Below are 22024 nucleotides of genomic sequence, written 5' to 3'. Positions count from 1 at the left end.
GCGCTTAGGGCAGGGAGTCGCCCGCTGTCGTTGCGACGGTGGCGGGGACGCCTTCCGCCTGCGCAGGTTGCAGAACCGGAGGAGGCGTGACCGCCTCTCCGGCGGCGAAGCGTGCAATCGTTTGAGGCAGTTGATGAACTGGCGATGGCGGCGGTGGCGCGGGGAAAGCCGTGTCCGTCTCCTCTCCTTGCGCCAGATAGTCCCGCACGACCGGATCACTCGTACCATCGATCATGCCGTCTGCGTCCAGCCCCGCCATATCCAAAGCCCTGCGCCGGTCGGCCAGGCTGGGACCACAACCGGTGCATCGGATTTCGCCGGGACCGTGATCGACCGGGTCGGTGGCATAATTCGACGCGCCGCTGTCACCGGAATCGGCATAGACTGCGCCCGCGTCGTCGGGCAGCGTGGATGTTTGCGGGCTGGTGACATAGGCACCAAGACCCAGCCCCATGACCGTCGCGGCGGCCACTGTCATGCCCGACAGCATCCAATGGTGCATTGTCCTGCCTTCCATCCTCTCGCGCGCCGCTGCCAGCCCCTCGGCTCACTGCGTCTTGCCCATGGATCAATCATAACGCAGATGCAGATCGGTTGTTGCATGGGGTAAAAGCCTTTGCTAATGGCCAGCGCCTACCAGATGCCGGTCCTGCCGGTTTCCCTTTGAATGTGCGGCCATGGCGGAATTGGTAGACGCGCAACGTTGAGGTCGTTGTGGGCGAAAGCCCGTGGAAGTTCGAGTCTTCTTGGCCGCACCATTCACCTGCTTACACGCAGGTCAGCTCAAATGGATAGTCCCCCGCCCCCGCAAGGGCCGGGATAGCTGCGCGTGATCGCAGGGCCTTGCGGGGACGGCGCCCGACTGCCTATCTGGCGCAAACGCGCGGGACCGCCCGCCTCATCACGAAAGGATGCCGCCATGTCCGCCATAGACTGGGACCAGCCAGCCACCATGATCGATCTGGACGGCAAGGCGCCGCTGATCGGCACGATCCGCCAGTGCGCCCAGCATTTCGCGATCTTCAAGGCGGAAGCCAAGGCGCAGGCCCGCGTGTTGCTGACCCAGCCGGTCCATCGCGAAGGCCGCCGGACGCGTACCTGGCTGCTGGAGCCGGATGAAATCGCGCAACTGGCCGAACGCCTGCGTGCGGAAGGCTGATCAATCCAACTTTAAGGGCATGGGGCAGTCTGCGCCGTCCTCAGCCAGATATTTCCCCTGTCCTACAACAAACCATATGGGATAAATGATTCGCCTCATTTCACGCAGGGAGGCGCACCATGGATATTCAGACCCTTATTGACGAAGTGATCGCCCGCGAAGGCGGTTATTCCAATCATCCCGCTGACCGGGGCGGGCCGACCAATTGGGGGATTACCCATGCGGTGGCGCGCGCCAATGGCTATGCCGGGGATATGCGGGCCTTGCCACGCGCCACGGCGGTGGCAATCTACCGACGGCTCTACTGGGATCAGCCCGGCTATGCCTTTGTCGCGGACGCCGCGCCGTCCTTGGCCGCCGAGCTGTTCGACACAGCCGTCAACATGGGCGTTGGCACCGCGACCGGCTTTCTCCAGCGCGCGCTCAATGCGCTTAACCGCAATCGACGCGATTATCCCGACCTGATCGTTGACCGGGCGATCGGCGGCCGCACGCTGGCAGCGTTGCGCGCCTTCCGGGCCTTGCGGGGCAAGGCGGGCGAGGCAGTGCTGCTCAAAGCGATCGAGGCGATGCAGGGCGAACGCTATATCGCGCTGGCCGAAAGCCGTCCGGCCAATGAGGCCTTTCTCTATGGCTGGCTGGCCAACCGGATCGGTTAATGCACCATGATTTGATCTGGAATTTTTGTGTTCAGGGACGGTGTGAACTTCGCCGTTTTGCGCGTCCCAGCAACGGTGTGAACTTTGCCCCGCGAGAGCGCCCGAACCCAATTTCCGTTCGGGCTGAGCTTGTCGAAGCCTTGTCCTTATTGCGCAAGAAGGACGGCCCTTTGGCAGGCTCAGGGCGAACGGAGGTTGGGAGGCGGGCCAGCCTCCCATGACGGTGTGAACTTCGCCCCTAACAGCCCCTTCAGTCAGGATTTGAACCCCATGACCACCGACACCCCAACCACCGATCCCTGGGCCAGCCGCGCGAGGCCCGCCTTTCTCTATGTCATCTATGCGCTGCTGCTCTGGTCGCTGCCGATGGGGCTTATCGCGGGCTGGCGGCCCGACATTGCGGCGGCCATCACGGCGGGGATGCGCGACTATCTCAACGCTCTGCCCGAACCGCTCTATGCGCTGTTTGGCACCGGCTATCTGGGCTACACCGCCGCGCGCGCCTGGGGCAAGGCGAAGGGGGCGGAGCGGTAGCACCTATGCCGCCGCCCTCTCATACCAGCCCCGCGATCGCTTCACGAGGGCGACGATGGAGAGCATCACCGGCACCTCGACCAGCACGCCGACCACGGTGGCGAGGGCCGCGCCGGAGTGCAGCCCGAACAGGCTGATCGCTGCCGCCACCGCCAGTTCGAAGAAATTGGACGCGCCGATCAGCGCGGCCGGTCCCGCGACGCACCAGGCGACACCGAAACGGCGGCTGAGCCAATAGGCAAGGCCCGCGTTCAGATAGACCTGCAACAGGATCGGCACCGCGATCAGCCCAATGACCAGCGGCTGGGCGACGATCTGCTCGCCCTGAAAGGCGAAGAGCAGCACCAGCGTGGCGAGCAGGCTGACAAGGCTCACCGGTCCCAGCGCGGCGAGCAGCCGGTCGAGCGCCGCCTGTCCGCCCGCCCGCAACCGCGCCCGGCGCAGCAACTGCGCGATAATGACCGGGACGATGATATAGAGACCGACCGACAGCAGCAGCGTATTCCACGGGACGTTGATCGACGCGACACCCAGCAGCAGCCCGACGATCGGCGCGAAGGCAAAGACCATGATCAGGTCGTTGAGCGCCACCTGGCTCAGCGTATAGCCGGGATCGCCATCCAGCAGGTTGGACCAGACGAACACCATCGCGGTGCAGGGCGCGGCGGCCAGCAGGATCAGGCCTGCGATATAGGACGGCCCCTGCCCGGCAGGCAGGAAGGGCGCGAACAGATAGCTGATGAAGAAGGTGCCGAGCAACGCCATGGAGAAAGGCTTGACCGCCCAGTTGATGAACAATGTCACCCCCACGCCGCGCCAGTGCCGCCGCACACTGCCCAGCGCGGCAAAATCGATTCGCAGCAGCATGGGGATGATCATCAGCCAGATCAGCGCCGCGACGGGCAGGTTGACGCGGGCGACCTCAGCCCCCGCGATCAGGGCGAAGGCGGACGGAAACAGCTGCCCCAGCCCGATCCCCACGACGATACACAGCGCGACCCAGAGGCTGAGATAGCGTTCGAACAGCGACATCAGGCGGCGCTCACCACGTCGCCATCTTCCTTGACGAAGGGCGTCGGCAGCGGATGGGGCAGCAGGTCCAGCACCGCTTCGGACGGACGGCACAGCCGCACACCTTTGGGCGACACGACCAGCGGGCGGTTGATCAATATCGGGTGCGCCATCATCGCGTCGATCAGCGCCGCGTCGGACAGGCTTTCGTCGGAGAGGCCCAGATCGGCGAAGGGGGTTCCCTTCTCCCGCAGCAGGGCGCGGGGCGTGATGCCGGCACGGGAGATAAGTTGCTCCAGCAACGCCCGCGAGGGCGGTGTTTGGAGATACTCCACGACATGCGGCTCGATCCCGGCATGGCGGATCATCGCCAGTGTGTTGCGCGACGTGCCGCAGGCGGGGTTATGATAGATGATGATGTCGGTGGCCAAGGGGGTTTCCTTTGGGTCAGCAGCAGGGGGAGAGTTCAGCAACGATCGGCGCGCACAGGGTGGCGTTGCCCCCGCAGCAATCCTTGAGCAGGAACAGGGTCAGTGTCCCCAGCGCGCCCAGGTCTGCGCGGTAATGGACCGACCGGCTATGCCGCTCCGATCGCACCAGGCCTGCGCGGGACAGGATGGCCAAATGGGACGACATGGTATTTTGCGGCACCCCGACCAGCCGGGCAATCTCGCCCGCCGGCAGACCGTTGGGTTCGTGGCGCACGAGCAGCCGAAAACTGTCGAGCCGCGTGGACTGGGCAAGCGCGGCCAGAGCAGCGATGGCGGATTCGTTTTCCATACATCCAGATTAATGGATATATAATGCCAAGCAAGCCTCTTTCGCGAAACAGCATCGATGGAGGATAAGTGCAAATGAGAGGGGCCGCCGGGTCTAAGCCCGACGGCCCATCATGTGCATGGTCAGCGGCCGGAAGTGCCGCCCAGGGGAAACGCCTAGTGGGAAACTAAGGTCGCGCTATCTTCTCCACGGGGAGACGGCCTGTATATCGGCGCGCTTTATCTCGCGATGTGGAGGAAGATCGACGGCGTGGCGTCGCTCAGCGGCGCGTTCCCCGAATGGACTTGACCGACCCCATTGCTGAACCATGAGACATCGGATCACCTCCTTTCGCTATGTTGAAGCCCGTTATGGCCGACTTCGACTGCGCTTCGTGCGGCCACGGGATGGAATGTGAATCAGACGCGCGGCATGATCAAGACTTGTATTATTCTTTTTTCGAATCATACTTTCGCGTCCGCAAGTTCGGCCTGCGTCGTTATCCCCGGCAATCCTCGATCACGCGCGATACTTCCGGCCAGGCGGGGACGATCAGAGGCTCCGGCCCAGCCACCTCGACCGCAAACTTGCCCCGGCTATAGGCGATCTGATCCAGCGCCGTGTCCGCGGCAGCGCGGACGGCGACGGCTTGCGGCGTTGGTGAGGTCGATGCGGTTGCAGGCCAGCTCGTCGCGCCATAGCTGGTCCGTATCGTCATCGTCCCCTGACCCGCCCCAGTGCGGATGATGCTGACCCGGCGCGCGGCCCGATCGCAGCGGATGGTCAGGCGGGTGTCGGCAGCGGTCGGACCGAACCGGGCGACCGATATGGCTGCATCGGATTGCCAGCGCCAGTCGCCCGGCGCGGTCGCGCGATACTGCCACTCGCTGGCCAGTGGCGCGGGAGGAACAGTTGGTTGGATCGGCGCGGGTGTCGGGATTGGCCGGGGCGCAGGGCTTGGGGCTAGATTGGCCTGACGCGGCGCAGGTCCGACGCAGGAACCAAGCAGGATGAGGAAGGGCGCGGCGAGGGCGAGGTTTGTGGTAAAGCGCATCGTCCACCCATGCCTGCACCGTGCGGGCGGCTCAACCGGAAAAGGATGAGCGGAGAAGGGGGCGAGGTCGGGCTGGGCTACATCAAGGCTTGCCGCTGCCGATATTGACACCACGCACCCGAATCGCTAGGGCGCGGACATCCCGACACGCTGGTGAGCGGCAGTGCTTCGCGCACTGGCCGTCTTTTTTGCGTCCGGGGGTATACATCGGTTGCGCATCCACGCCAAGGACTGCTCAACCCTGACGCTTTGAGATGGGGTGACGCCAATCGCCCCGTGGAGCAGGAGATTAATTGACCATGGCACGTATTGCGGGTGTTAACATCCCGACCAACAAGCGCGTAATCATCGCGCTCACCTACATTCACGGCATCGGCCGCAAGACCGCCGTCGACATCGCCACGAAGCTGGGTATCGACCATAGCCGCCGTGTGCAGGACCTGTCTGACGCCGAAGTGCTGCAGATCCGTGAAACGATCGACGCCGATCTGACCGTCGAAGGTGATCTTCGCCGCAACACCGCGATGAACATCAAGCGCCTGATGGATCTGGCCTGCTATCGCGGCCTGCGTCATCGCAAGGGGCTGCCGGTTCGTGGCCAGCGCACGCACACCAATGCCCGCACCCGCAAGGGCAAGGCGAAGGCGATCGCAGGCAAGAAGAAGTAAGGGTCTGAGGGCGAGCTTTTCGGTTTCGCCCTCCCGGCTTCTTTTATCAGCATTTCGAGTAGGATAGAGCAAAATGGCACGCGAACCCCAGCGCATTAAGCGCCGTGAGCGCAAGAACATCTCGGCGGGCGTGGCACATGTCAACGCCAGCTTCAACAACACCATGGTGACCATCACCGACGCCCAGGGCAACGCGATTTCCTGGTCCTCGGCCGGCATGATGGGCTTCAAGGGCAGCCGCAAGTCGACCCCGTACGCCGCTCAGGTGTGCGCGGAAGATGCCGGCCGCAAGGCCGCCGAACATGGCGTCCGTACCCTGGAAGTCGAAGTCAAGGGTCCCGGTTCAGGTCGTGAATCGGCCCTGCGTGCCCTCCAGGCCGTGGGTTTCCACATCACCTCCATCCGCGACGTGACGCCGATCCCGCATAACGGCGTGCGTCCGTCCAAGCGCCGCCGCGTCTAAATTCGGCTGAGCGATATGGCGGGCGGCGGACGCGCCGCCCGTTACCCGTCTGCATCGGCCGCAACGTCCTGTCGGGTCCAGGATCATAAGCGTTTCGGCCACATCCCCAGGGGAATTACATGACTGTCAACATGAAGAACTGGCAGGAATTGAAGAAGCCCAACGCGCTGGAAATCAAGCCAACCAGCGACGGCAAGCGCAAGGCGACCTTCGTCGCCGAGCCACTAGAGCGCGGCTTCGGCCTGACGCTTGGCAACGCGCTGCGCCGGGTTCTTCTTTCCTCGCTTCAGGGCGCGGCGGTCACCTCGATCAAGATCGAGAACGTCCTGCATGAATTCTCGTCGCTCGCCGGCGTGCGTGAAGATGTCACCGACATCGTCCTCAACATCAAGCAGGTCGCGCTGCGGATGGAAGGCGATGGTCCCAAGCGGCTCCAGCTGTCGGCTACCGGCCCGGCCGTGGTCAAGGCTGGCGACATCAGCGTCGTTGGCGACATCGAAGTGATGAACCCGGACCTGGTGATCTGTCACCTCGACCAGGGCGCAACGCTGAACATGGAACTGACCGCTGACGTCGGCAAGGGCTATGTCCCCGCCGTCGCCAACCGTCCCGCAGACGCGCCTATCGGCCTGATTCCGGTCGACGCGCTCTACTCGCCGGTCCGTCAGGTTGCCTACAAGGTGGACAACACCCGCGTCGGCCAGGAACTGGACTATGACAAGCTGTCGCTGACCGTCGAAACCGACGGCACCGTCACGCCGGAGGACGCGGTCGCCTTTGCCGCGCGCATCCTGCAGGACCAGCTCCAGCTGTTCGTCCATTTCGAGGACGCGCTGCCCACCGCCGCGCCGTCGCAGGGTGGCCATGCGGTCGCATCGGCGTCGGAAGGCGAAAGCGACACCAACCAGATCAACCGCTACCTCCTCAAGAAGGTGGACGAACTGGAACTGTCGGTCCGCAGCGCCAACTGCCTCAAGAACGACAACATCATCTATATTGGCGATCTGGTCCAAAAGACTGAAGCCGAGATGCTGCGCACCCCCAATTTCGGTCGCAAGTCGCTGAACGAAATCAAGGAAGTGCTGTCGTCCATGGGTCTGCGCCTGGGCATGGACATCCCCGGCTGGCCGCCTGAGAATATCGAGGAAATGGCCAAGAAGCTCGAACAAGAGCTGCTGGGGTAAGTCGGAGCGAGCCGCGCAGCGCAGCAGCGCGGCGGTTCGCAACGCGAACGCGAACGACCGGCCAGCGGCGCATAGCGCCGACTGACGTCACGGGATTTACTCCCGTGACGGTTGCCGGGAGACAGGATGGGTGTCGGCGGTGGCCCTTATCACCGCCTGGTCTGGGCTACCTGAAACGGGCCCTTAACGAACGAAGGAATGAATTATGCGTCACAGAATGGGTCAACGTCGTCTCCAGCGCGCCACCGGTCACCGCGTCGCCCTGCTGCGCAACCTAGCCGCCTCGCTGATCAAGCATGAGCAGATCCTGACCACCACGCCCAAGGCGAAGGAACTGCGTCCCTATGTGGAAAAGCTGATCACGCTGGCGAAGAAGGGTGGCCTGTCCAACCGTCGCCTGGCCGATGCCCGCCTGAAGGACGATGCGCAGTTGGCCAAGCTGTTTGAAGTCCTGGTCCAGCGCTACAAGGATCGCAACGGCGGCTATACCCGCGTGATCAAGGCCGGTATCCGCGCGTCGGACGCTGCGCCGATCGCGATCATTGAACTGGTCGACCGTGACGTCAGCGCCAAGGGGCAGGATAGTGGCCCGGTGCAGACTGCTGACGAGGATGAATTCGAAGCCGCCTGATTGGTGCGGTCCTCCTGACGAGGACTGGATGCTTTACCGACAGGCCGTGGCTCTTTAGGAGCCACGGCCTGTTCTGTTTGATAAAAAGAGACGGAAAGAGGATGCGCGTCACGGCTCGCCTGTTCCTGCTGCCGCTGTTGCTGGCGGCTAGCCCGGTCCTTGCGGGACCGGAAACGGCTGCGATCGACGCGGCCGGACAGGGCTTGCGCTATCCAGCCGCCAAGCGGCTCGACCTGATCGAGGATCATTTCGGCGTGAAGGTCGCCGACCCCTATCGCTGGCTGGAAAATGACCTGCGCGCCGACCCCGCAGTGCGGGACTGGGTGGCGCAAGAAAATGCGCTGACCCGCCGCTATATCGACGGACTGCCGGGCCGCGCGGCGCTCAAGGCGCGGATGCAGGCGTTGCTCTCGCATGGGCGCTATACTGTTCCGCGCAAGGCGGGCGGGCGCTATTTCTACGGCTACAACAAGGGGTTGCAAAACCAGACCCCGCTCTATGTGCGGGAAGGGCTGGACGGACCGCAGCGTTTGCTGATCGACCCCAATGACTGGGCGAAGGACGGGGCAAGCGCGCTGGCCGAATGGACCCCGTCCCCCGACGGTCGCACGCTGGCCTTTGCGGTTCAGGAAGCAGGCAGCGACTGGCGGACACTGCGGTTGCTGAACGTGGACACGGGCAAAGTGCTGGACGACCGGATCGAGTGGGTCAAATTTTCGACCTTGGCCTGGGACGGGCGTGGCGAGGGCTTCTTCTATTCCCGCTATCCCGCGCCGCAGGGCGATACCGCTTTCCGGTCCGCCAATGAGGATCAGCAGCTTTTCTATCATCGCGTCGGCACCCCGCAGGCGCAGGATCAGTTGATCTACGCCACACCCGACCGTCCGAAACTCAGCCATACCGCGCAGGTCACCAATGACGGGCGCTGGCTGGTGATCAGCTCGTTCGAGGGGATCGATCCGCGCCGCGAAGTCCATGTCGCGGCGCTGGACGGCGGGCCAGTAAAGCCACGCCGACTGGTCAAGGGGCCGGTGCAGGACTGGCGGCTGATCGGCAGTCGGGGATCGACCCTCTTTTTCATCACGGACGATCATGCACCCCGATTGCGTGTGGTGACGCTCGACGCGGCACAACCACGGCGCAAACCGCAACAGGTGGTCGCCGAGCGCGCCGATGCGCTGGCTGGCGGGTCCCTGGTCGGCAACCGGCTGATCCTGGCCTATATGACGCAGGCCGAAACGATTGCCGAACTGGTCGAACTGGACGGGCGCAAGGTAGGCGACGTGCCCTTGCCCGGCATGGGGACGGCGGCGGGCTTTGGCGGGCGCGATGGCGACCCGGAGACATTTTTCAGCTTTTCGGGCTTCACCACCCCCTCCAGCATCTATCGCTTCGATACATCTACCCTGCAAAGCCAGTTGTTCGCGCAGCCCGACCTGCCCTTCAACCCGGACGAATTCGGGGTGGAGCAGATCAGCTATGTGTCCAAGGATGGCACCCGTGTGCCGATGACGGTGATCCGCAAGAAGGCACTGGCCGACCGGGCGATCGCGGCGCCGACCATCCTCTACGGCTATGGCGGCTTCAACATCAGCCTGACGCCGGGCTATTCGGCGACGCGGCTGGCCTGGCTGGAGCAGGGCGGGGTCTATGCCATCGCCAATCTGCGCGGTGGTGGCGAATTCGGCAAGGCGTGGCATGAAGCCGGACGTGGCCCCAACAAGCAAAATGTGTTCGATGATTTCATCGCCGCAGCCGAATATTTGAAGGTTAATGGCTATACCACGCCCGACGGGCTGGCGATTGAGGGGCGCTCCAATGGTGGCCTGCTGGTCGGCGCAGTGGTCAATCAGCGGCCTGATCTGTTCGCCGCCGCGCTGCCTGCCGTGGGCGTTATGGACATGCTGCGCTTTGATCGTTTCACCGCCGGGCGCTACTGGGTCGATGATTATGGATCGCCTGGCCGGGCGGAGGATTTTCCGTTGCTGTACGGCTATTCGCCCTATCATAACATCCTGTCGGGCAAGGATTATCCCGCAATCCTCGTCACCACCGCCGACACCGACGACCGGGTGGTTCCCGCCCACAGTTTCAAATATGCCGCCGCCTTGCAGGCCGCCGATGTCGGCAGCAGACCCCGGTTGCTGCGGGTGGAAAGCCGGGCGGGTCATGGCGCGGGCAAGCCGATCGACAAGCTGATCGACGAATATGCCGACAGCTATGCCTTTCTGGCGTCATTCACGGGTTTGCAGATTAGGGCCGATCCGCAATAATCGTTCAGCCGCGCGACAGCCGGACGCGGATAGAGACCGCTTGACCGCAGGAGATAGAGGCATGGGCAAGACGCACTGGATGACAGGATCGCTGGTGGGGCTGGCGTTGTTGGTGGGCAGCATCGCCCCGGCGCAGGCGCGTCCGCGCTATGATCGCGGCCATGATCGGGGCTGGGGTCATCATCATCGCGATCGCGGCAATGGCTTTGGTTTCGGCGATGCCGTGGGAGTCGCGGCGCTGATCGGCGCGGTGGCGATCGTCGCCTCCTCCATGTCGAAGGACAAGAAGGTCGCGCGCAATGGCGACGATGCGGCACCCCCGCCTGCCAACGGCACTGACTATGGCGCGGATGTCAGGCGCGACGATGATTTTTCCGATGTAGCCTCGGCCAATGGCGATCAGGACCAGATGACCGATGCCTGCGCTGTCGCCGCGCGGGATGAGGCGCAGGGCGCGAATGGTGGCTATGCCGAGGTACGGCGCATGGACGAACCGCGCGCGGCGCAAGATGGCTATAATATCGACGGTGAGGTCGAATCCCGCGCCAATTATCGCGCCCCAACCGGCACCACCCGCCGTTTCACCTGCACGATCAAGGATGGCCGCGTGGCAGAGGTCTATCTGAGTCGCGATGTCGTGATGCAATAAGCCGCAACCGTGCATCGCCATCCTCCCTCGCGCCATGTTCTGGCCTTTGGCCTGGCGGCGCTGGCGGGGATGGTCGATGCTTTGGGGTTGCTCAAGCTCGGCGGATTATTCGTGTCCTTCATGAGCGGCAATTCGACCCGGATGGCGGTCGGCATCGCGACCGAGCCGACGCTGGCATGGGCGGCGATCGGGCTGATCGGCGCATTTGTCGGCGGGGTCTTTGTCGGCGCGTTGCTGGCGCGGGCGGCCGGTCGGTGGCGCAAGCAGGCCGTGCTGGGACTCGTTCTGGCGCTGTTGACCATGGCGGCATCGCTGGCCGGATCGGCTGGCGACGGCCTGACCCTGCTGATGGCGGCGGCGATGGGCGCGGTGAACAATGTTTTCCAGCGCGATGGCGAGGTGAGCATCGGCGTCACTTATATGACCGGCGCGCTGGTGAAGCTGGGGCAGGCACTGGCCAGCGCCGTGACTGGTGGCCCGCTGTTCGGATGGGTGCCGCATGTGTTGCTCTGGCTTGGACTGGTGGCGGGCGCTGTGGCGGGGGCGTTGCTGTTTGGACGGATGGATCTTGGAGCCTTGTGGATCGCTTGCGGCTGGTGCGGGTTGTTGCTGCTCTGGAGCGTCCGGCTGGGACCGCTGCCGCGCGCCAATTATCTGGCATGAAGGCCGCTTCGCTCCTGGCGGTGACACATGTCCGCCCCCTGCTTTCATCGGCAGCGCCTTTCTGGTTGCGGCTGCGCTGCCGGGCGCGGGCTGGAGGTTGACGCAGCACAGGTCGCGAAAACTGGACATATCGGGACCGGGCGACTAACCGGACGCGAATCCCTTCAACCGCTCGACATAAAGGCGATTCGATGACGCTGCCCCTTCAGGATTCCATCCTCATCGTGGACTTCGGCAGCCAGGTGACCCAGCTCATCGCCCGGCGCGTGCGCGAAGCGGGGGTCTATTCCGAAATCGCCCCGTTCAACAGTGCGGAACAAGCCTTTGCCCGGATGCAGCCCAAGGGCGTGATCCTGTCGGGCGGCCCCTCCTCGGTCATGTGGGAGGATTCCCCTCGTGCGCCGCAAGCCATTTTCGATGCGGGCGTGCCGGTGCTGGGCATCTGCTACGGCCAGCAGACCATGATGCAGCAGCTGGGCGGCAATGTGGAAGGCGGCGAGAGCGGCGAATTTGGCCGTGCCTTCATTGAAGTCAAGAAACCCTGCGCCCTGTTCGACGGGTTGTGGGCGCCGGGTGAGAAGCACCAGGTGTGGATGAGCCATGGCGACAAGGTGACGCAGCTGGCCGACGGCTTCGAAGTCGTCGCCACCAGCGAGGGCGCGCCCTTCGCCGTCACCGCCAATGAAGCCAGGCGCTTCTACGCCACCCAGTTCCACCCCGAAGTCGTCCACACGCCCGATGGCGGCAAGCTGCTCGCCAATTTCGTCCGCCATGTCTGCGGCCTCGCGGGCGACTGGACCATGGCGGAATTCCGCGCGACCAAGATCGCCGAAATTCGCGCGCAGGTGGGTGAAGGCCGGGTGATTTGCGGCCTGTCGGGCGGTGTCGACAGCGCGGTCGCGGCCGTGCTGATCCACGAAGCGATCGGCGATCAGCTGACCTGCGTGTTCGTCGACCATGGCCTGATGCGGCTGGGCGAGGCGGAGCAGGTCGTCACCCTGTTCCGTGAGCATTATGGCATCAAACTGGTCCATGTGAATGCGGAGGATCGCTTTCTGGGCGGTCTGGCAGGGCTGACCGACCCCGAAAAGAAGCGCAAGTTCATCGGCGGCGAATTCATCGCCGTGTTCGAGGAGGAAGCCGCGAAGATTGGCGGAGCCGATTTCCTGGCGCAGGGGACGCTCTATCCCGACGTGATCGAGAGCGTGAGCTTCACCGGCGGCCCCAGCGTGACGATCAAGTCGCACCATAATGTCGGCGGCCTACCTGAACGCATGAACATGAAGCTGGTCGAACCCTTACGCGAACTGTTCAAGGATGAAGTGCGCGTGCTGGGCAGGGAACTGGGCCTGCCGGAGATTTTCGTGGGCCGTCATCCCTTCCCAGGGCCGGGCCTTGCGATCCGCATCCCCGGCGAAGTGACCAAGGAACGCTGCGACATCTTGCGCAAGGCGGACGCGGTCTATCTGGAGGAAATCCGCAATGCGGGCCTCTATGACGCGATCTGGCAGGCCTTTGCCGTGCTGCTCCCCGTCCGCACCGTAGGCGTCATGGGCGACCTGCGCACCTATGACAGCGTCTGCGCGCTGCGCGCCGTCACCTCGACCGATGGCATGACCGCGGACATATACCCGTTCGATGCGGCTTTCCTCAGCCGGGTCGCGACCCGGATCATTAATGAGGTAAAGGGCATCAACCGCGTGGTCTATGACTATACGTCCAAACCGCCGGGAACCATTGAGTGGGAATGATTTTGGCCCCTCCAGAGGGGGCTGGAACTACGCCATTATACGACGTAAGTAACTGATAAAAAATAGTTTATTATCACGGACATTCAATAACAATCGGTGGGTAGCCTTCGCATCTGTCGCGCAAGCTGACGGTCCCGGCTGCTCTTGTCTCATCGCAAATTGCTCGATACCGTCAGGGTCAACACAGTCCCTGACGGTATTTTTTCTTCCATAACCACTGAAAAAGCAAAGCTTTTTCGGCCGGGAGGGGTGCGTTTTCGGGCAGACGGTATTTTTATCGCGGAGGTCCCACAATGCTTACGGATGCAGCACTTAAGAACCTGAAATCAAAAGAGAAAGCATATAAGGTCTCGGACCGGGATGGCATGTATGTAAGGGTCACCACTGGCGGGGCTATTTCGTTCCGCTTGGACTACCGTCTGAATGGGCGGCGAGAGACGGTGACCCTCGGTAGATACGGCCCCTCGGGCATATCCGACGAGCGAGCCACCGGACCCATCTGGGCTTTGCCTGGCTCAGCATTCCACGATTTCTCACACTGACGCCTGCCGATCGCGCGGTACTTGCTGCCGGACAAGCTCATGGGCTTGGTGAAGGTTTTACCGTCCCTTCGCACATCCCAGGCGAAGTCAGCGGATCCTGTACATTCGTCACCCGAGCCGACGAGCCGCTGCCTCGCGATCAGATCTGGACCGCGCAACTGATCGGCGGGCTCGCGTTCGAACGCGGGCAACACCTTCTGGGCCGCACGACACTGTCTGGGGATTCCGCGATCACGGAACGTCAACGCGACTGCGTTCTATGGGCCGCTCGCGGAAATACCGACGGGGAGATTGCCGACATATTGGGCATCTCCAAGGAAACCGTGATTCAGCATCTTAAGTTCGCGCGCGAGCGCTATGGCGTGCGCAAGAGAACGTCGCTCGTGATCCGGGCGCTGTTCGACGGCCTGATCTCTTTTTCCGAAATCTTCCAGCGCCACAAATACTGGTAACGTCATCTCGAGGGGGTGGTGCGCCGTCCCCTCGTCAAATGGTACCTGTAAAACCGCCGTTTCCCTGTCTTTCTGCGCCAGCCTACGCCGAAGCGATTTCGATGTTGCGGATAGAGGTAATGTGGCTTTCTTGATCATCCCCTGAGCTGGGCCGCCAACGGTCCGGCAATTGGCAGGGTCGATCCATGAGCATATCCGCTCCGTACAGAGGCCAGGACACGCGGCTCGCGCATGCTCCGCACGGCGTTCGGTTCGGCGATCATCGGCTGGCTCGACGATGCGTGCGTCATCGAAATCATGCTCAATCCCGACGGTCATGTCTGGATCGATCGGCTGGGCGAAGGCCTCAGCGATACCGGGGCCTGCCTGTCGGCGGCCGACGGCGAGCGGATCATCCGTCTGGTGGCGCATCATGACGGCGCGGAGGTTCATGACGGCGCGCCGCGCGTGTCGGCGGAACTTCCCGATACCGGCGAGCGGTTCGAGGGGCTGCTCCCGCCCGTCGTCCAATCGCCGACATTCGCCATTCGCAAGCCCGCCGTCGCTGTATTCACGCTCGCGGATATGTCACCGCCAATATCATGTCTGCGCGCCAAGCCGACATATTGGCGCAAGCCGTCTCCACGCGCCAGAACATCCTGGTGGCCGGTGGCACAGGGACCGGCAAGACGACGCTCACCAACGCGCTTCTGGCCGAGGTCGCCAGGACGACCGACAGGATCGTCCTCATTGAGGATACGCGCGAGCTCCAGTGTACATCTCCCAACCTGATCGCGATGCGAACCAAGGATGGCGTCGCTACGCTGTCCGATCTCGTGCGATCCGCCCTGCGCGCCCGTGCCGCCAACAACGAAAATCTTTGAGAGCGTTGGAGATGACATGCGTGTTTCCTCTACTGCTTACTGCTATCCTGACGCAGGTCAGTCTGCTGTTATCCGGGTATGAACTGGCTATTCCGCCTTTACCGCTGCCACTATGATGACGTTATCTTAGCGCCGTCCCACCCGCCGCCCAGCGCCCGGAACGACGCAATCGCGCCGCGCGCTGCTGCCGCGCGCGCCTGGATCGCGCCATCGCGTGTTTCCAGCAGACGCCGATCGGCATCGAGCACTTCGATGAGGCTCGCCATCCCGCCCTTATAGGCGGCCATGGAGGAGTCTCGCGCGCGCGACAGCGAGTTCTCGCCCTGAACAAGCGCGGCCGCACGCGCCTCCTGCTGAACCAGCGTGGAGAAGGCGTCCTCGACATCCTGGGACGCGCGAAGCACTGTCAGGCGATAGGCTGCCAGTGCTTCGGCATTGGCGCCTTTGGCAGCCTTGATCTCCGCATCCACCCGCCCGAAATCGAAGAGCCGCCAACGCAGCCCAAATATGCCGTTGGCCTGCGTCGCGTTGCCGGTGAAAAGACCGCCCGCAGCGGTAGAGGCCGTTCCGAGCAGGCCGCTCAGCGAGAGCTTCGGGTAATATTCCGAGATCGCTTCCCCGATGCGCGCGTTGGATGCCGCCAATGTCCGTTCGGCCGCGATGATATCGGGCCGGCGTCGCAGCAGCGCAGCCGGCCCGCCCGCGGCAGATACTGCGGGGGCAAGCGGTATCGGGGCAAGGATCGCCAATTCCGTGCGTGTCGTGCCGGGTTGAACGCCAAGCATCACGTCGAGCGCGTTCATCGCCATGTCGAGTTCGTTCTGCAGCGCCGGAACGGACGCGCGGACCTGGGCCAGGGCGCCCTCCGCCTGACGCAACTGCAATTCGGCAGCGACGCCCTTGCGATACTGGAGCCCCACGAGATCGACCAGACGCTGCCGGGTATCAAGCTGCGCTCGCGCAACATCAAGCCGCGCCTGCAACATGCGAATGGCAACATAGGTGTCGGCGATTTGTGCTACGACCGACAGACGCGCGGCAACTGCGCCGGCCTGTGACGCCTGCCACTGGGTTCGGGCCGCGTCCCGGGCGGCGTCGCGTCCGCCGAACAGATCGATTTCCCAACTGCCGCCAAGGTTCAGCTCATAGGTTTCCGTCGAGCGCTCGAACTGCGGAAAAGCGCTGCCGATCCGTCCGATCGGTGTCTCCCTCGATTGGTAAACCTCACCTGCCTGTCCGCTGACCTGCCCCGACGGCATCAGCGCGGCATTCGTGCCCTTGAGCGCGGCGCGCGCCTGAACGACGCGGGCGCTGGCCTGCTGGAGATCGAGATTCTGCGCGAGGCCTCGCTCCACAAGGCTGGTGAGAAGTGGATCGTCGAACGCGCGCCACCATGAGACCAGATTTGCCGTCTCGGCAGCGGAAGCGCGCGCCTCTACGGACGGCCCACCCTGAAAGGCGGGCGGCTGCGTCACGACCGGCGACACATAGCGCGGTCCGACCGCGCAGCCGGCGAGGAGGGCAGCGCCGCCGACAGTGGACAGGATCGGGTTCAGGAGCCGCATTCGTTTCCTCAAAGCATCAGTTACAATGTTGTGACTGATATATATGATAGTCACATGTTGTCAATGTCGGCCGCTGTTATTATGGTTAGGGCATGACCAATCTCACCACCGACCTCCCGAACCGCGGCCCTGCTGAACATGCCGTGCGCGACCAGATCATCGCGGCAGCCCATGAATGTTTTGCCCGCTACGGCTACGCCAAAACGACTGTTTCCGACCTCGCCAAGGAGATCGGGTTCTCGAAAGCCTATATCTACCGCTTCTTCGAGTCGAAGCAGGCGATCGGCGAAGAAATCTGTGGCTCGCGTCTCGAACAGATCGTCACCGAAACCCGTGCGGCAATCGAAGAGGGTGACAGCGCGACGGACCGCCTTCGGCGTATGTTCAGGAGTCTGACGGTCCGCAGCGTCGATCTCTTTTTCCATGACCGCAAAATTTATGACATCACTGCCCATTCGGCTGCGGAGCAGTGGGGATCGTCACAGGCCTATAAGCAGACACTCCAGGGCATGCTGGCGGAGATCATTAAAAGTGGCAGGGAAAACGGCGAGTTCGAGCGCAAGACGCCGCTCGACGAGACCTGCCGGGCGATCCTGTACGCCATGATGCCGTTTATCGATCCGCTTCACCTGGAGCGTAATCTCGACCTGCTGCCCGATGCGCCCAATGAGGTCACCAGTCTTATCCTGCGCAGCCTAGCACCATAGCGGAAATGACGAGTGACCCATTGACATATGAGTCACAAGGAAACAAATAGTCCTCCAAAGTTCGGAGGACTTATTCTTTGTCGAGTCGTTTCATCACGGCGGGTTTGTCCGCCCTCATGCTCCCTATTGCCTTGGCGGCGTGCCAGAAGGCGCAGAGCGATCCGCGTCGCGAGCCGCCGCTGGTTCGGGCGATGACGCCCACGGCGGAGGGCTCGGCCAATCGCGAGTTCACCGGTGTTGTTGCAGCCCGCGTGCAGAGCGATCTCGGCTTCCGGGTAGGGGGCAAGGTGATCGAACGCCTTGTCGATGCCGGACAGGTTGTCCGTCGTGGCCAACCGCTTATGCGGATCGACCAGACCGACTTCGCGCTCGCCACGCGGGCTTCACAGGAGACGGTGCAGGCCGCGCGGGCTCGCGCCGTGCAGACCGCGGCCGATGAACGGCGTCTGCGCGATCTGGTCAGCGCCGGGGCAGTGTCCGCGTCAACCTACGATCAGGCGAAGGCCGCAGCGGATTCCGCCCGCGCGCAACTCGCGGCAGCAGAAGCGCAAGCCCGTATCTCGCGCAACGAAGCCAATTATTCCGTACTGATAGCGGACGCCGACGGCACCGTTGTGGAAACGCTCGCCGAACCCGGTCAGGTCGTCGCGGCGGGGCAGATCGTCGTGAGGCTGGCCCGGTCCGGTCCCCGCGAGGCGCTGGTGCAACTGCCCGAGACGGTGCGTCCGGCGATCGGTTCGACCGCTGATGCGCGCACTTATAGCGGCCAAGAAGGAACCGCGCGTTTGCGGCAGCTTTCTGATGCCGCCGATCCGGCAACCCGGACATTCGAGGCGCGCTATGTGCTCGACGGTGCCGCTGCCCGGGCTCCGCTCGGCTCGACCGTGACGGTCGCACTCTCACAGCCGGGCGAGTCGGCGGCGACCGTCGTGCCGCTTGGCGCCATCCATGATGCCGGCAAGGGATCGGGCGTCTGGGTCATCAAAGGCAATTCCCCCGCGACGATCACATGGCGGCCCGTCCGCATTTCCGGGGTCGCGGAAGAGGCAGCCACCATCACATCGGGCCTCAAGGCCGACGAGCGGGTCGTAGCGATGGGCGCGCATATGCTGCATCAGGGCCAAGCTGTCCGTATTGCCGCCCCCGTGGCTGGAGCGGCGCGATGAGCGAGCATGGTCCCGAGATCTCCGCGCCCGAAAAGGGGCGCTTCAACCTCTCTGCCCTCGCCGTGCGCGAGAAGTCTGTCACGCTGTTCTTCCTGATCGCGATCGTTGGCGCGGGCATCTTCTCGTTCCTGAGCCTGGGCCGGGCGGAAGATCCGAGCTTCACCATCAAGGTCATGACCGTGGTGACCGCATGGCCCGGCGCGACCGCACAGGAGATGCAGGACCAGGTCGCCGAGCCGCTCGAGAAGCGGCTGCAGGAACTGCGCTGGTATGATCGCAGCGAGACCTTCACCCGGCCAGGCCTCGCCTTCACCACGCTGACGCTGCGTGATCAGACCCCACCGGACCAGGTGCAGGAGCAATTTTATCAGGCGCGCAAGAAACTGGGCGATGAGGCCGCGCAGCTTCCGCAAGGCGTCGTCGGCCCCTTCATCAATGACGAATATGGCGATGTGACCTTCGCCCTCTATGCGCTCAAGGCCAAGGGCGAGCCGCAGCGCAATCTCGCCCGCGAGGCCGAGAGCCTGCGGCAGCGATTGCTGCATGTGCCCGGCGTCAACAAGATCAACATCATCGGCGAGCGGCCTCAGCGTATCTATGTCGAGTTCGCCCAAGAACGGCTCGCCACGCTGGGCGTGTCGCCGCGCGACATCTTCACTGCGCTCGCCAGCCAGAACCTCATCACGCCCGCCGGCTCGATCGAGACCAAAGGCCAGCAGACGCTCGTGCGCCTGGATGGCGCGTTCGACGACCTGTCGAGGATTCGCGACATTCCCATCGTCGCGAGCGGCCGCACGCTGCGCCTGTCCGACATCGCTAAAGTGGATCGCGGTTACGAGGATCCCGCCACCTTCCTCGTGCGCAGTGAGGGCGAACCGGCCCTGCTGCTCGGCGTCGTCATGCGCGAAGGATGGAACGGCCTGGACCTTGGCAAGTCGCTCAAGGCCGAGATCGAGAAGATCTCGGCAGAGTTACCGGTGGGCATGAGCCTGACACCGGTCACGGATCAGTCAGTGAACATTTCCGACGCCGTCGATCAGTTCATGCATACCTTCCTCGAGGCGCTCGCAATCGTAATGATCGTCAGCCTTGTCAGCCTGGGCTGGCGGGTGGGCATCGTCGTGGCGGCCGCCGTGCCGCTGACGCTGGCAGTCGTGCTCGTCATCATGTGGGCGACGGGGCGTGTCCTCGATCGCATCACGCTCGGCGCACTCATCCTCGCGCTCGGTCTCCTCGTCGACGACGCCATCATCGCCATCGAGATGATGGTGGTGAAGATGGAGGAAGGCTATGACCGCATCAAGGCGTCGGCCTATGCCTGGAGCCATACCGCAGCGCCGATGCTCGCAGGCACGCTGCTCACGGTCATCGGCCTGATGCCGGTCGGGTTCGCGCAGTCGACCGCAGGCGAATATGCCGGCAACATCTTCTGGGTCGTCGGGTTCGCGCTGATCGCCTCGTGGTTCGTGGCGGTCATCTTCACCCCCTATATGGGCGTGAAGCTGCTTCCCAAGATCAAGCCCGTCGAGGGCGGGCATGCCGCGATCTACGAAACGCCGCGCTATCAAAAGGTGCGCAGGCTCATCGGTTGGGCTGTGCGCCGTAAGAAGCTGGTGGCGCTAGCGACCCTGGGCGCATTCCTTGTCGCCGGTGCGGGAATGCCGCTGGTCAAGCAGCAGTTCTTCCCCGCCTCCGATCGTCCCGAGGTGCTGGTCGAGGTGCAGATGCCCAAGGGCACCGCGATCGCACAGACGCAAAAGGCGGCCGAGCAGGTCGAAGCATGGCTGAGCAAGCAGCCCGAGGCAAAGGTCGTTACCACCTATATCGGCCAGGGCGCACCGCGCTTCTTCATGTCGCTTTCGCCCGAACTGCCCGATCCTTCCTTCGCTAAGATCATCGTGCGCACGCCGGATGAAGAATCACGCGACACGCTCAAGGTCCGGTTGCGTCAGGCCGCTGCAGACGGTCTCGCTCCCACCGCGCGGGTCCGTGCCACCCAACTCGTCTTCGGTCCCTATTCGCCGTTCCCTGTTGCGTTCCGCGTCAACGGCCCCGACCTCGCGACGGTTCGCACCATTGCGGCCAGGGTCCAGGACGTCCTGCAGGCCGATCCGATGATGCGCACGGTCAACAGCGATTGGGGCGAACGCGCGCCGGCACTCCATTTCGTGCTCGATCAGGATCGCTTGCGCGCCCTTGGTCTCACATCGAGCGACGTCGCGCAGCAGTTGCAGTTCCTGTTGACCGGCGTGACGGTCAGCCAGGCGCGGGAGGACATCCGCACCGTCAACGTCGTCGTGCGCTCAACCGGAACGGATCGTCTCGATCCCGCGCGCATTGGCGATTACACGCTGACCGGCGCCCAGGGCCAGCACATCCCTGTCAGCCAGATCGGCCGGATGGACGTGCGCATGGAAGATCCGATCCTCCAGCGCCGCGACCGTGTCCCGACCATCACCGTGCGCGGCGACATCGCCGACGGGCTCCAGCCTCCCGATGTGTCCACCGCGATGATGAAGAAGCTTCAGCCGATCATCGTCGATCTGCCCGAAGGCTATCATATCGACATGGCCGGTTCGATCGAGGAAGCAGGCAAGGCCAATGCGGCGCTCGCTCCGATCTTCCCGATCATGATCGTGCTGATGATGATCGTCATCATCCTGCAGGTCCGCAGCCTGTCGGCAATGTGGATCGTGCTGCTGACCGCGCCGCTCGGCTTGGTCGGGGTTGTGCCGATCCTGCTGCTGACGAGCCAGCCCTTCGGGTTCAACGCGATCCTGGGTCTCATCTCGCTCGCCGGCATCCTGATGCGCAACACGCTGATCCTGATGGGCCAGATCCATGACAATGAGCGCGCGGGCCTCACACCGTTCGACGCAGTGGTCGAGGCGACGGTGCAGCGTTCTCGGCCCGTCATCCTGACCGCGCTAGCAGCGGTCCTGGCGTTCGTGCCCCTCATCAGTTCGGTGTTCTGGGGATCGATGGCGGTCACGCTGATCGGCGGCACGCTGGGCGGCACGGTCCTGACCCTGCTGTTCCTGCCAGCCCTCTATGCGCTTTGGTATCGTATCACCCCCCCTTGATGACGCCGATGCCGGGGATAGTCGCCAGCCGTCGCGCCTGCACATCCTCGCGCGTCAGCGTGGCGAGTTCGTTGTCATGCGCCTTGACCCGTTGGTCGAGCCTGACCCACTCGTCGCGAAGGTCGGCCAGCAACGTGCGAGTGCGAGCGCTGACAGCCGGATTTACGCAAGGCTGCGGCCAATGCGAT

General features: G+C 63.6%; 23 protein-coding genes, 1 tRNA gene and 1 pseudogene. 18 read left to right on the top strand and 7 right to left on the bottom strand.

What is annotated here, in order from left to right; all coding sequences use genetic code 11:
- Positions 1–4: 4 nt before the first annotated feature.
- The gene (locus D0Z70_RS00185) at positions 5–502 is read right to left on the bottom strand and encodes a hypothetical protein (RefSeq protein ID WP_239018757.1); all 498 of its coding nucleotides are present in this window, start codon (positions 500–502) and stop codon (positions 5–7) included.
- 169 nt (positions 503–671) lie between these two features.
- Between D0Z70_RS00185 and D0Z70_RS00180 the strand changes: the two genes are divergently transcribed.
- The 4 genes from D0Z70_RS00180 to D0Z70_RS00165 all read left to right on the top strand — a co-directional run bounded on the left by D0Z70_RS00180 (position 672) and on the right by D0Z70_RS00165 (position 2352).
- A tRNA-Leu gene (locus tag D0Z70_RS00180) sits at positions 672–758 on the top strand.
- Between the two features lie 161 nt (positions 759–919).
- On the top strand, positions 920–1159 hold the full coding sequence (locus tag D0Z70_RS00175; protein ID WP_119743414.1) for a hypothetical protein: 240 nt from the start codon (positions 920–922) through the stop codon (positions 1157–1159).
- A gap of 119 nt (positions 1160–1278) precedes the next feature.
- Positions 1279–1818, top strand: coding sequence for a glycoside hydrolase family 108 protein (locus tag D0Z70_RS00170; protein ID WP_119743413.1), 540 nt, complete (start codon positions 1279–1281; stop codon positions 1816–1818).
- Between the two features lie 270 nt (positions 1819–2088).
- Positions 2089–2352: a 3TM-type holin gene (locus tag D0Z70_RS00165; RefSeq protein ID WP_119743412.1), complete on the top strand. Its 264-nt coding sequence runs from the start codon at positions 2089–2091 to the stop codon at positions 2350–2352.
- A 3-nt stretch (positions 2353–2355) separates the two neighbouring features.
- Here the strand turns inward: D0Z70_RS00165 and arsB are convergent, their stop codons facing one another.
- From arsB to D0Z70_RS00145, 4 genes are all read right to left on the bottom strand, one after another.
- Positions 2356–3384, bottom strand: a complete 1029-nt coding sequence (gene arsB / locus D0Z70_RS00160) for an ACR3 family arsenite efflux transporter (RefSeq protein WP_119743411.1) — start codon at positions 3382–3384, stop codon at positions 2356–2358.
- On the bottom strand, positions 3384–3794 hold the full coding sequence (gene arsC / locus D0Z70_RS00155) for an arsenate reductase (glutaredoxin) (RefSeq protein ID WP_119743410.1): 411 nt from the start codon (positions 3792–3794) through the stop codon (positions 3384–3386). The genes arsB and arsC overlap by 1 nt, the downstream gene beginning before the upstream one ends.
- Positions 3795–3810: 16 nt before the next feature.
- The gene (locus D0Z70_RS00150) at positions 3811–4143 is read right to left on the bottom strand and encodes an ArsR/SmtB family transcription factor (protein ID WP_119743409.1); all 333 of its coding nucleotides are present in this window, start codon (positions 4141–4143) and stop codon (positions 3811–3813) included.
- A gap of 478 nt (positions 4144–4621) precedes the next feature.
- Complete coding sequence (locus D0Z70_RS00145; RefSeq protein ID WP_119743408.1) at positions 4622–5176, bottom strand: hypothetical protein; 555 nt, start codon at positions 5174–5176, stop codon at positions 4622–4624.
- A gap of 299 nt (positions 5177–5475) precedes the next feature.
- Here D0Z70_RS00145 and rpsM point away from each other — a divergent pair, with 299 nt between their 5' ends.
- The 11 genes and pseudogenes from rpsM to D0Z70_RS00090 all read left to right on the top strand — a co-directional run.
- On the top strand, positions 5476–5844 hold the full coding sequence (gene rpsM / locus D0Z70_RS00140) for a 30S ribosomal protein S13 (protein ID WP_006967373.1): 369 nt from the start codon (positions 5476–5478) through the stop codon (positions 5842–5844).
- A 73-nt stretch (positions 5845–5917) separates the two neighbouring features.
- On the top strand, positions 5918–6307 hold the full coding sequence (gene rpsK, locus D0Z70_RS00135) for a 30S ribosomal protein S11 (protein ID WP_004208752.1): 390 nt from the start codon (positions 5918–5920) through the stop codon (positions 6305–6307).
- A 119-nt stretch (positions 6308–6426) separates the two neighbouring features.
- Positions 6427–7491 carry a DNA-directed RNA polymerase subunit alpha gene (locus D0Z70_RS00130; RefSeq protein WP_119743407.1) on the top strand — a complete coding sequence of 355 codons (1065 nt, stop codon included), beginning with the start codon at positions 6427–6429 and terminating at the stop codon, positions 7489–7491.
- Positions 7492–7696: 205 nt separating this feature from the next.
- Positions 7697–8122 (top strand): 50S ribosomal protein L17, encoded by a 426-nt coding sequence (rplQ, locus tag D0Z70_RS00125; protein ID WP_119743406.1) that lies wholly within the window; start codon positions 7697–7699, stop codon positions 8120–8122.
- Positions 8123–8223: 101 nt separating this feature from the next.
- On the top strand, positions 8224–10395 hold the full coding sequence (locus tag D0Z70_RS00120; protein WP_119743405.1) for a prolyl oligopeptidase family serine peptidase: 2172 nt from the start codon (positions 8224–8226) through the stop codon (positions 10393–10395).
- Positions 10396–10456: 61 nt separating this feature from the next.
- Complete coding sequence (locus tag D0Z70_RS00115; RefSeq protein WP_119743404.1) at positions 10457–11044, top strand: hypothetical protein; 588 nt, start codon at positions 10457–10459, stop codon at positions 11042–11044.
- A 9-nt stretch (positions 11045–11053) separates the two neighbouring features.
- A complete protein-coding gene (locus tag D0Z70_RS00110) occupies positions 11054–11707 on the top strand; it encodes a YoaK family protein (protein ID WP_119743403.1) in 654 nt (217 codons plus the stop codon).
- Between the two features lie 191 nt (positions 11708–11898).
- Positions 11899–13458: a glutamine-hydrolyzing GMP synthase gene (gene guaA / locus D0Z70_RS00105; RefSeq protein ID WP_119743402.1), complete on the top strand. Its 1560-nt coding sequence runs from the start codon at positions 11899–11901 to the stop codon at positions 13456–13458.
- A 293-nt stretch (positions 13459–13751) separates the two neighbouring features.
- Positions 13752–14000: an Arm DNA-binding domain-containing protein gene (locus D0Z70_RS00100; protein WP_119743401.1), complete on the top strand. Its 249-nt coding sequence runs from the start codon at positions 13752–13754 to the stop codon at positions 13998–14000.
- Complete coding sequence (locus D0Z70_RS25805) at positions 13913–14452, top strand: helix-turn-helix transcriptional regulator (RefSeq protein WP_420820348.1); 540 nt, start codon at positions 13913–13915, stop codon at positions 14450–14452. Before D0Z70_RS00100 ends, D0Z70_RS25805 begins: the two co-directional genes overlap by 88 nt.
- Before the next feature lie 231 nt (positions 14453–14683).
- Positions 14684–15291, top strand: a pseudogene (locus D0Z70_RS00090) (ATPase, T2SS/T4P/T4SS family); the annotation flags it as partial.
- A gap of 134 nt (positions 15292–15425) precedes the next feature.
- Here D0Z70_RS00090 and D0Z70_RS00085 read toward each other — a convergent pair.
- Positions 15426–16880: an efflux transporter outer membrane subunit gene (locus tag D0Z70_RS00085; RefSeq protein ID WP_119743399.1), complete on the bottom strand. Its 1455-nt coding sequence runs from the start codon at positions 16878–16880 to the stop codon at positions 15426–15428.
- A gap of 92 nt (positions 16881–16972) precedes the next feature.
- On the opposite strand from D0Z70_RS00085, the gene D0Z70_RS00080 reads away from it, so the two are divergent.
- The 3 genes from D0Z70_RS00080 (at position 16973) to D0Z70_RS00070 (ending at position 21836) form a co-directional block, all read left to right on the top strand.
- Positions 16973–17587, top strand: a complete 615-nt coding sequence (locus D0Z70_RS00080; RefSeq protein ID WP_119743398.1) for a TetR/AcrR family transcriptional regulator — start codon at positions 16973–16975, stop codon at positions 17585–17587.
- 116 nt (positions 17588–17703) lie between these two features.
- Positions 17704–18753 carry an efflux RND transporter periplasmic adaptor subunit gene (locus D0Z70_RS00075; protein WP_119743397.1) on the top strand — a complete coding sequence of 350 codons (1050 nt, stop codon included), beginning with the start codon at positions 17704–17706 and terminating at the stop codon, positions 18751–18753.
- Positions 18750–21836, top strand: a complete 3087-nt coding sequence (locus D0Z70_RS00070; protein ID WP_119743396.1) for an efflux RND transporter permease subunit — start codon at positions 18750–18752, stop codon at positions 21834–21836. Before D0Z70_RS00075 ends, D0Z70_RS00070 begins: the two co-directional genes overlap by 4 nt.
- Here the strand turns inward: D0Z70_RS00070 and D0Z70_RS24735 are convergent.
- Complete coding sequence (locus D0Z70_RS24735; protein ID WP_182913784.1) at positions 21823–21969, bottom strand: hypothetical protein; 147 nt, start codon at positions 21967–21969, stop codon at positions 21823–21825. The two genes, D0Z70_RS00070 and D0Z70_RS24735, sit on opposite strands and share 14 nt — an antisense overlap.
- Positions 21970–22024 lie beyond the last annotated feature (55 nt).

Origin of the sequence: Sphingobium terrigena (assembly GCF_003591655.1) — a bacterium.
GTDB classification, from domain to species: domain Bacteria; phylum Pseudomonadota; class Alphaproteobacteria; order Sphingomonadales; family Sphingomonadaceae; genus Sphingobium; species Sphingobium terrigena.
Note: the sequence above shows the minus strand (reverse complement) of the source record. Positions and strands in the feature narration are given on the sequence as shown.

What these genes read in the sequence shown, in the direction of transcription:
- rplQ (WP_119743406.1), top strand. Translation starts at nt 7,697, where the DNA reads ATGCGTCACAGAATGGGTCAACGTCGTCTCCAGCGCGCCACCGGTCAC.
- D0Z70_RS00150 (WP_119743409.1), bottom strand. Translation starts at nt 4,143, where the DNA reads ATGGAAAACGAATCCGCCATCGCTGCTCTGGCCGCGCTTGCCCAGTCC.
- D0Z70_RS00100 (WP_119743401.1), top strand. Translation starts at nt 13,752, where the DNA reads ATGCTTACGGATGCAGCACTTAAGAACCTGAAATCAAAAGAGAAAGCA.
- D0Z70_RS00120 (WP_119743405.1), top strand. Translation starts at nt 8,224, where the DNA reads ATGCGCGTCACGGCTCGCCTGTTCCTGCTGCCGCTGTTGCTGGCGGCT.
- D0Z70_RS00070 (WP_119743396.1), top strand. Translation starts at nt 18,750, where the DNA reads ATGAGCGAGCATGGTCCCGAGATCTCCGCGCCCGAAAAGGGGCGCTTC.
- D0Z70_RS00165 (WP_119743412.1), top strand. Translation starts at nt 2,089, where the DNA reads ATGACCACCGACACCCCAACCACCGATCCCTGGGCCAGCCGCGCGAGG.
- D0Z70_RS00085 (WP_119743399.1), bottom strand. Translation starts at nt 16,880, where the DNA reads ATGCGGCTCCTGAACCCGATCCTGTCCACTGTCGGCGGCGCTGCCCTC.
- D0Z70_RS00185 (WP_239018757.1), bottom strand. Translation starts at nt 502, where the DNA reads ATGCACCATTGGATGCTGTCGGGCATGACAGTGGCCGCCGCGACGGTC.
- arsB (WP_119743411.1), bottom strand. Translation starts at nt 3,384, where the DNA reads ATGTCGCTGTTCGAACGCTATCTCAGCCTCTGGGTCGCGCTGTGTATC.
- D0Z70_RS00080 (WP_119743398.1), top strand. Translation starts at nt 16,973, where the DNA reads ATGACCAATCTCACCACCGACCTCCCGAACCGCGGCCCTGCTGAACAT.
- D0Z70_RS00145 (WP_119743408.1), bottom strand. Translation starts at nt 5,176, where the DNA reads ATGCGCTTTACCACAAACCTCGCCCTCGCCGCGCCCTTCCTCATCCTG.
- D0Z70_RS00075 (WP_119743397.1), top strand. Translation starts at nt 17,704, where the DNA reads ATGCTCCCTATTGCCTTGGCGGCGTGCCAGAAGGCGCAGAGCGATCCG.
- rpsK (WP_004208752.1), top strand. Translation starts at nt 5,918, where the DNA reads ATGGCACGCGAACCCCAGCGCATTAAGCGCCGTGAGCGCAAGAACATC.
- rpsM (WP_006967373.1), top strand. Translation starts at nt 5,476, where the DNA reads ATGGCACGTATTGCGGGTGTTAACATCCCGACCAACAAGCGCGTAATC.
- D0Z70_RS00170 (WP_119743413.1), top strand. Translation starts at nt 1,279, where the DNA reads ATGGATATTCAGACCCTTATTGACGAAGTGATCGCCCGCGAAGGCGGT.
- guaA (WP_119743402.1), top strand. Translation starts at nt 11,899, where the DNA reads ATGACGCTGCCCCTTCAGGATTCCATCCTCATCGTGGACTTCGGCAGC.
- D0Z70_RS00115 (WP_119743404.1), top strand. Translation starts at nt 10,457, where the DNA reads ATGGGCAAGACGCACTGGATGACAGGATCGCTGGTGGGGCTGGCGTTG.
- D0Z70_RS00130 (WP_119743407.1), top strand. Translation starts at nt 6,427, where the DNA reads ATGACTGTCAACATGAAGAACTGGCAGGAATTGAAGAAGCCCAACGCG.
- D0Z70_RS00175 (WP_119743414.1), top strand. Translation starts at nt 920, where the DNA reads ATGTCCGCCATAGACTGGGACCAGCCAGCCACCATGATCGATCTGGAC.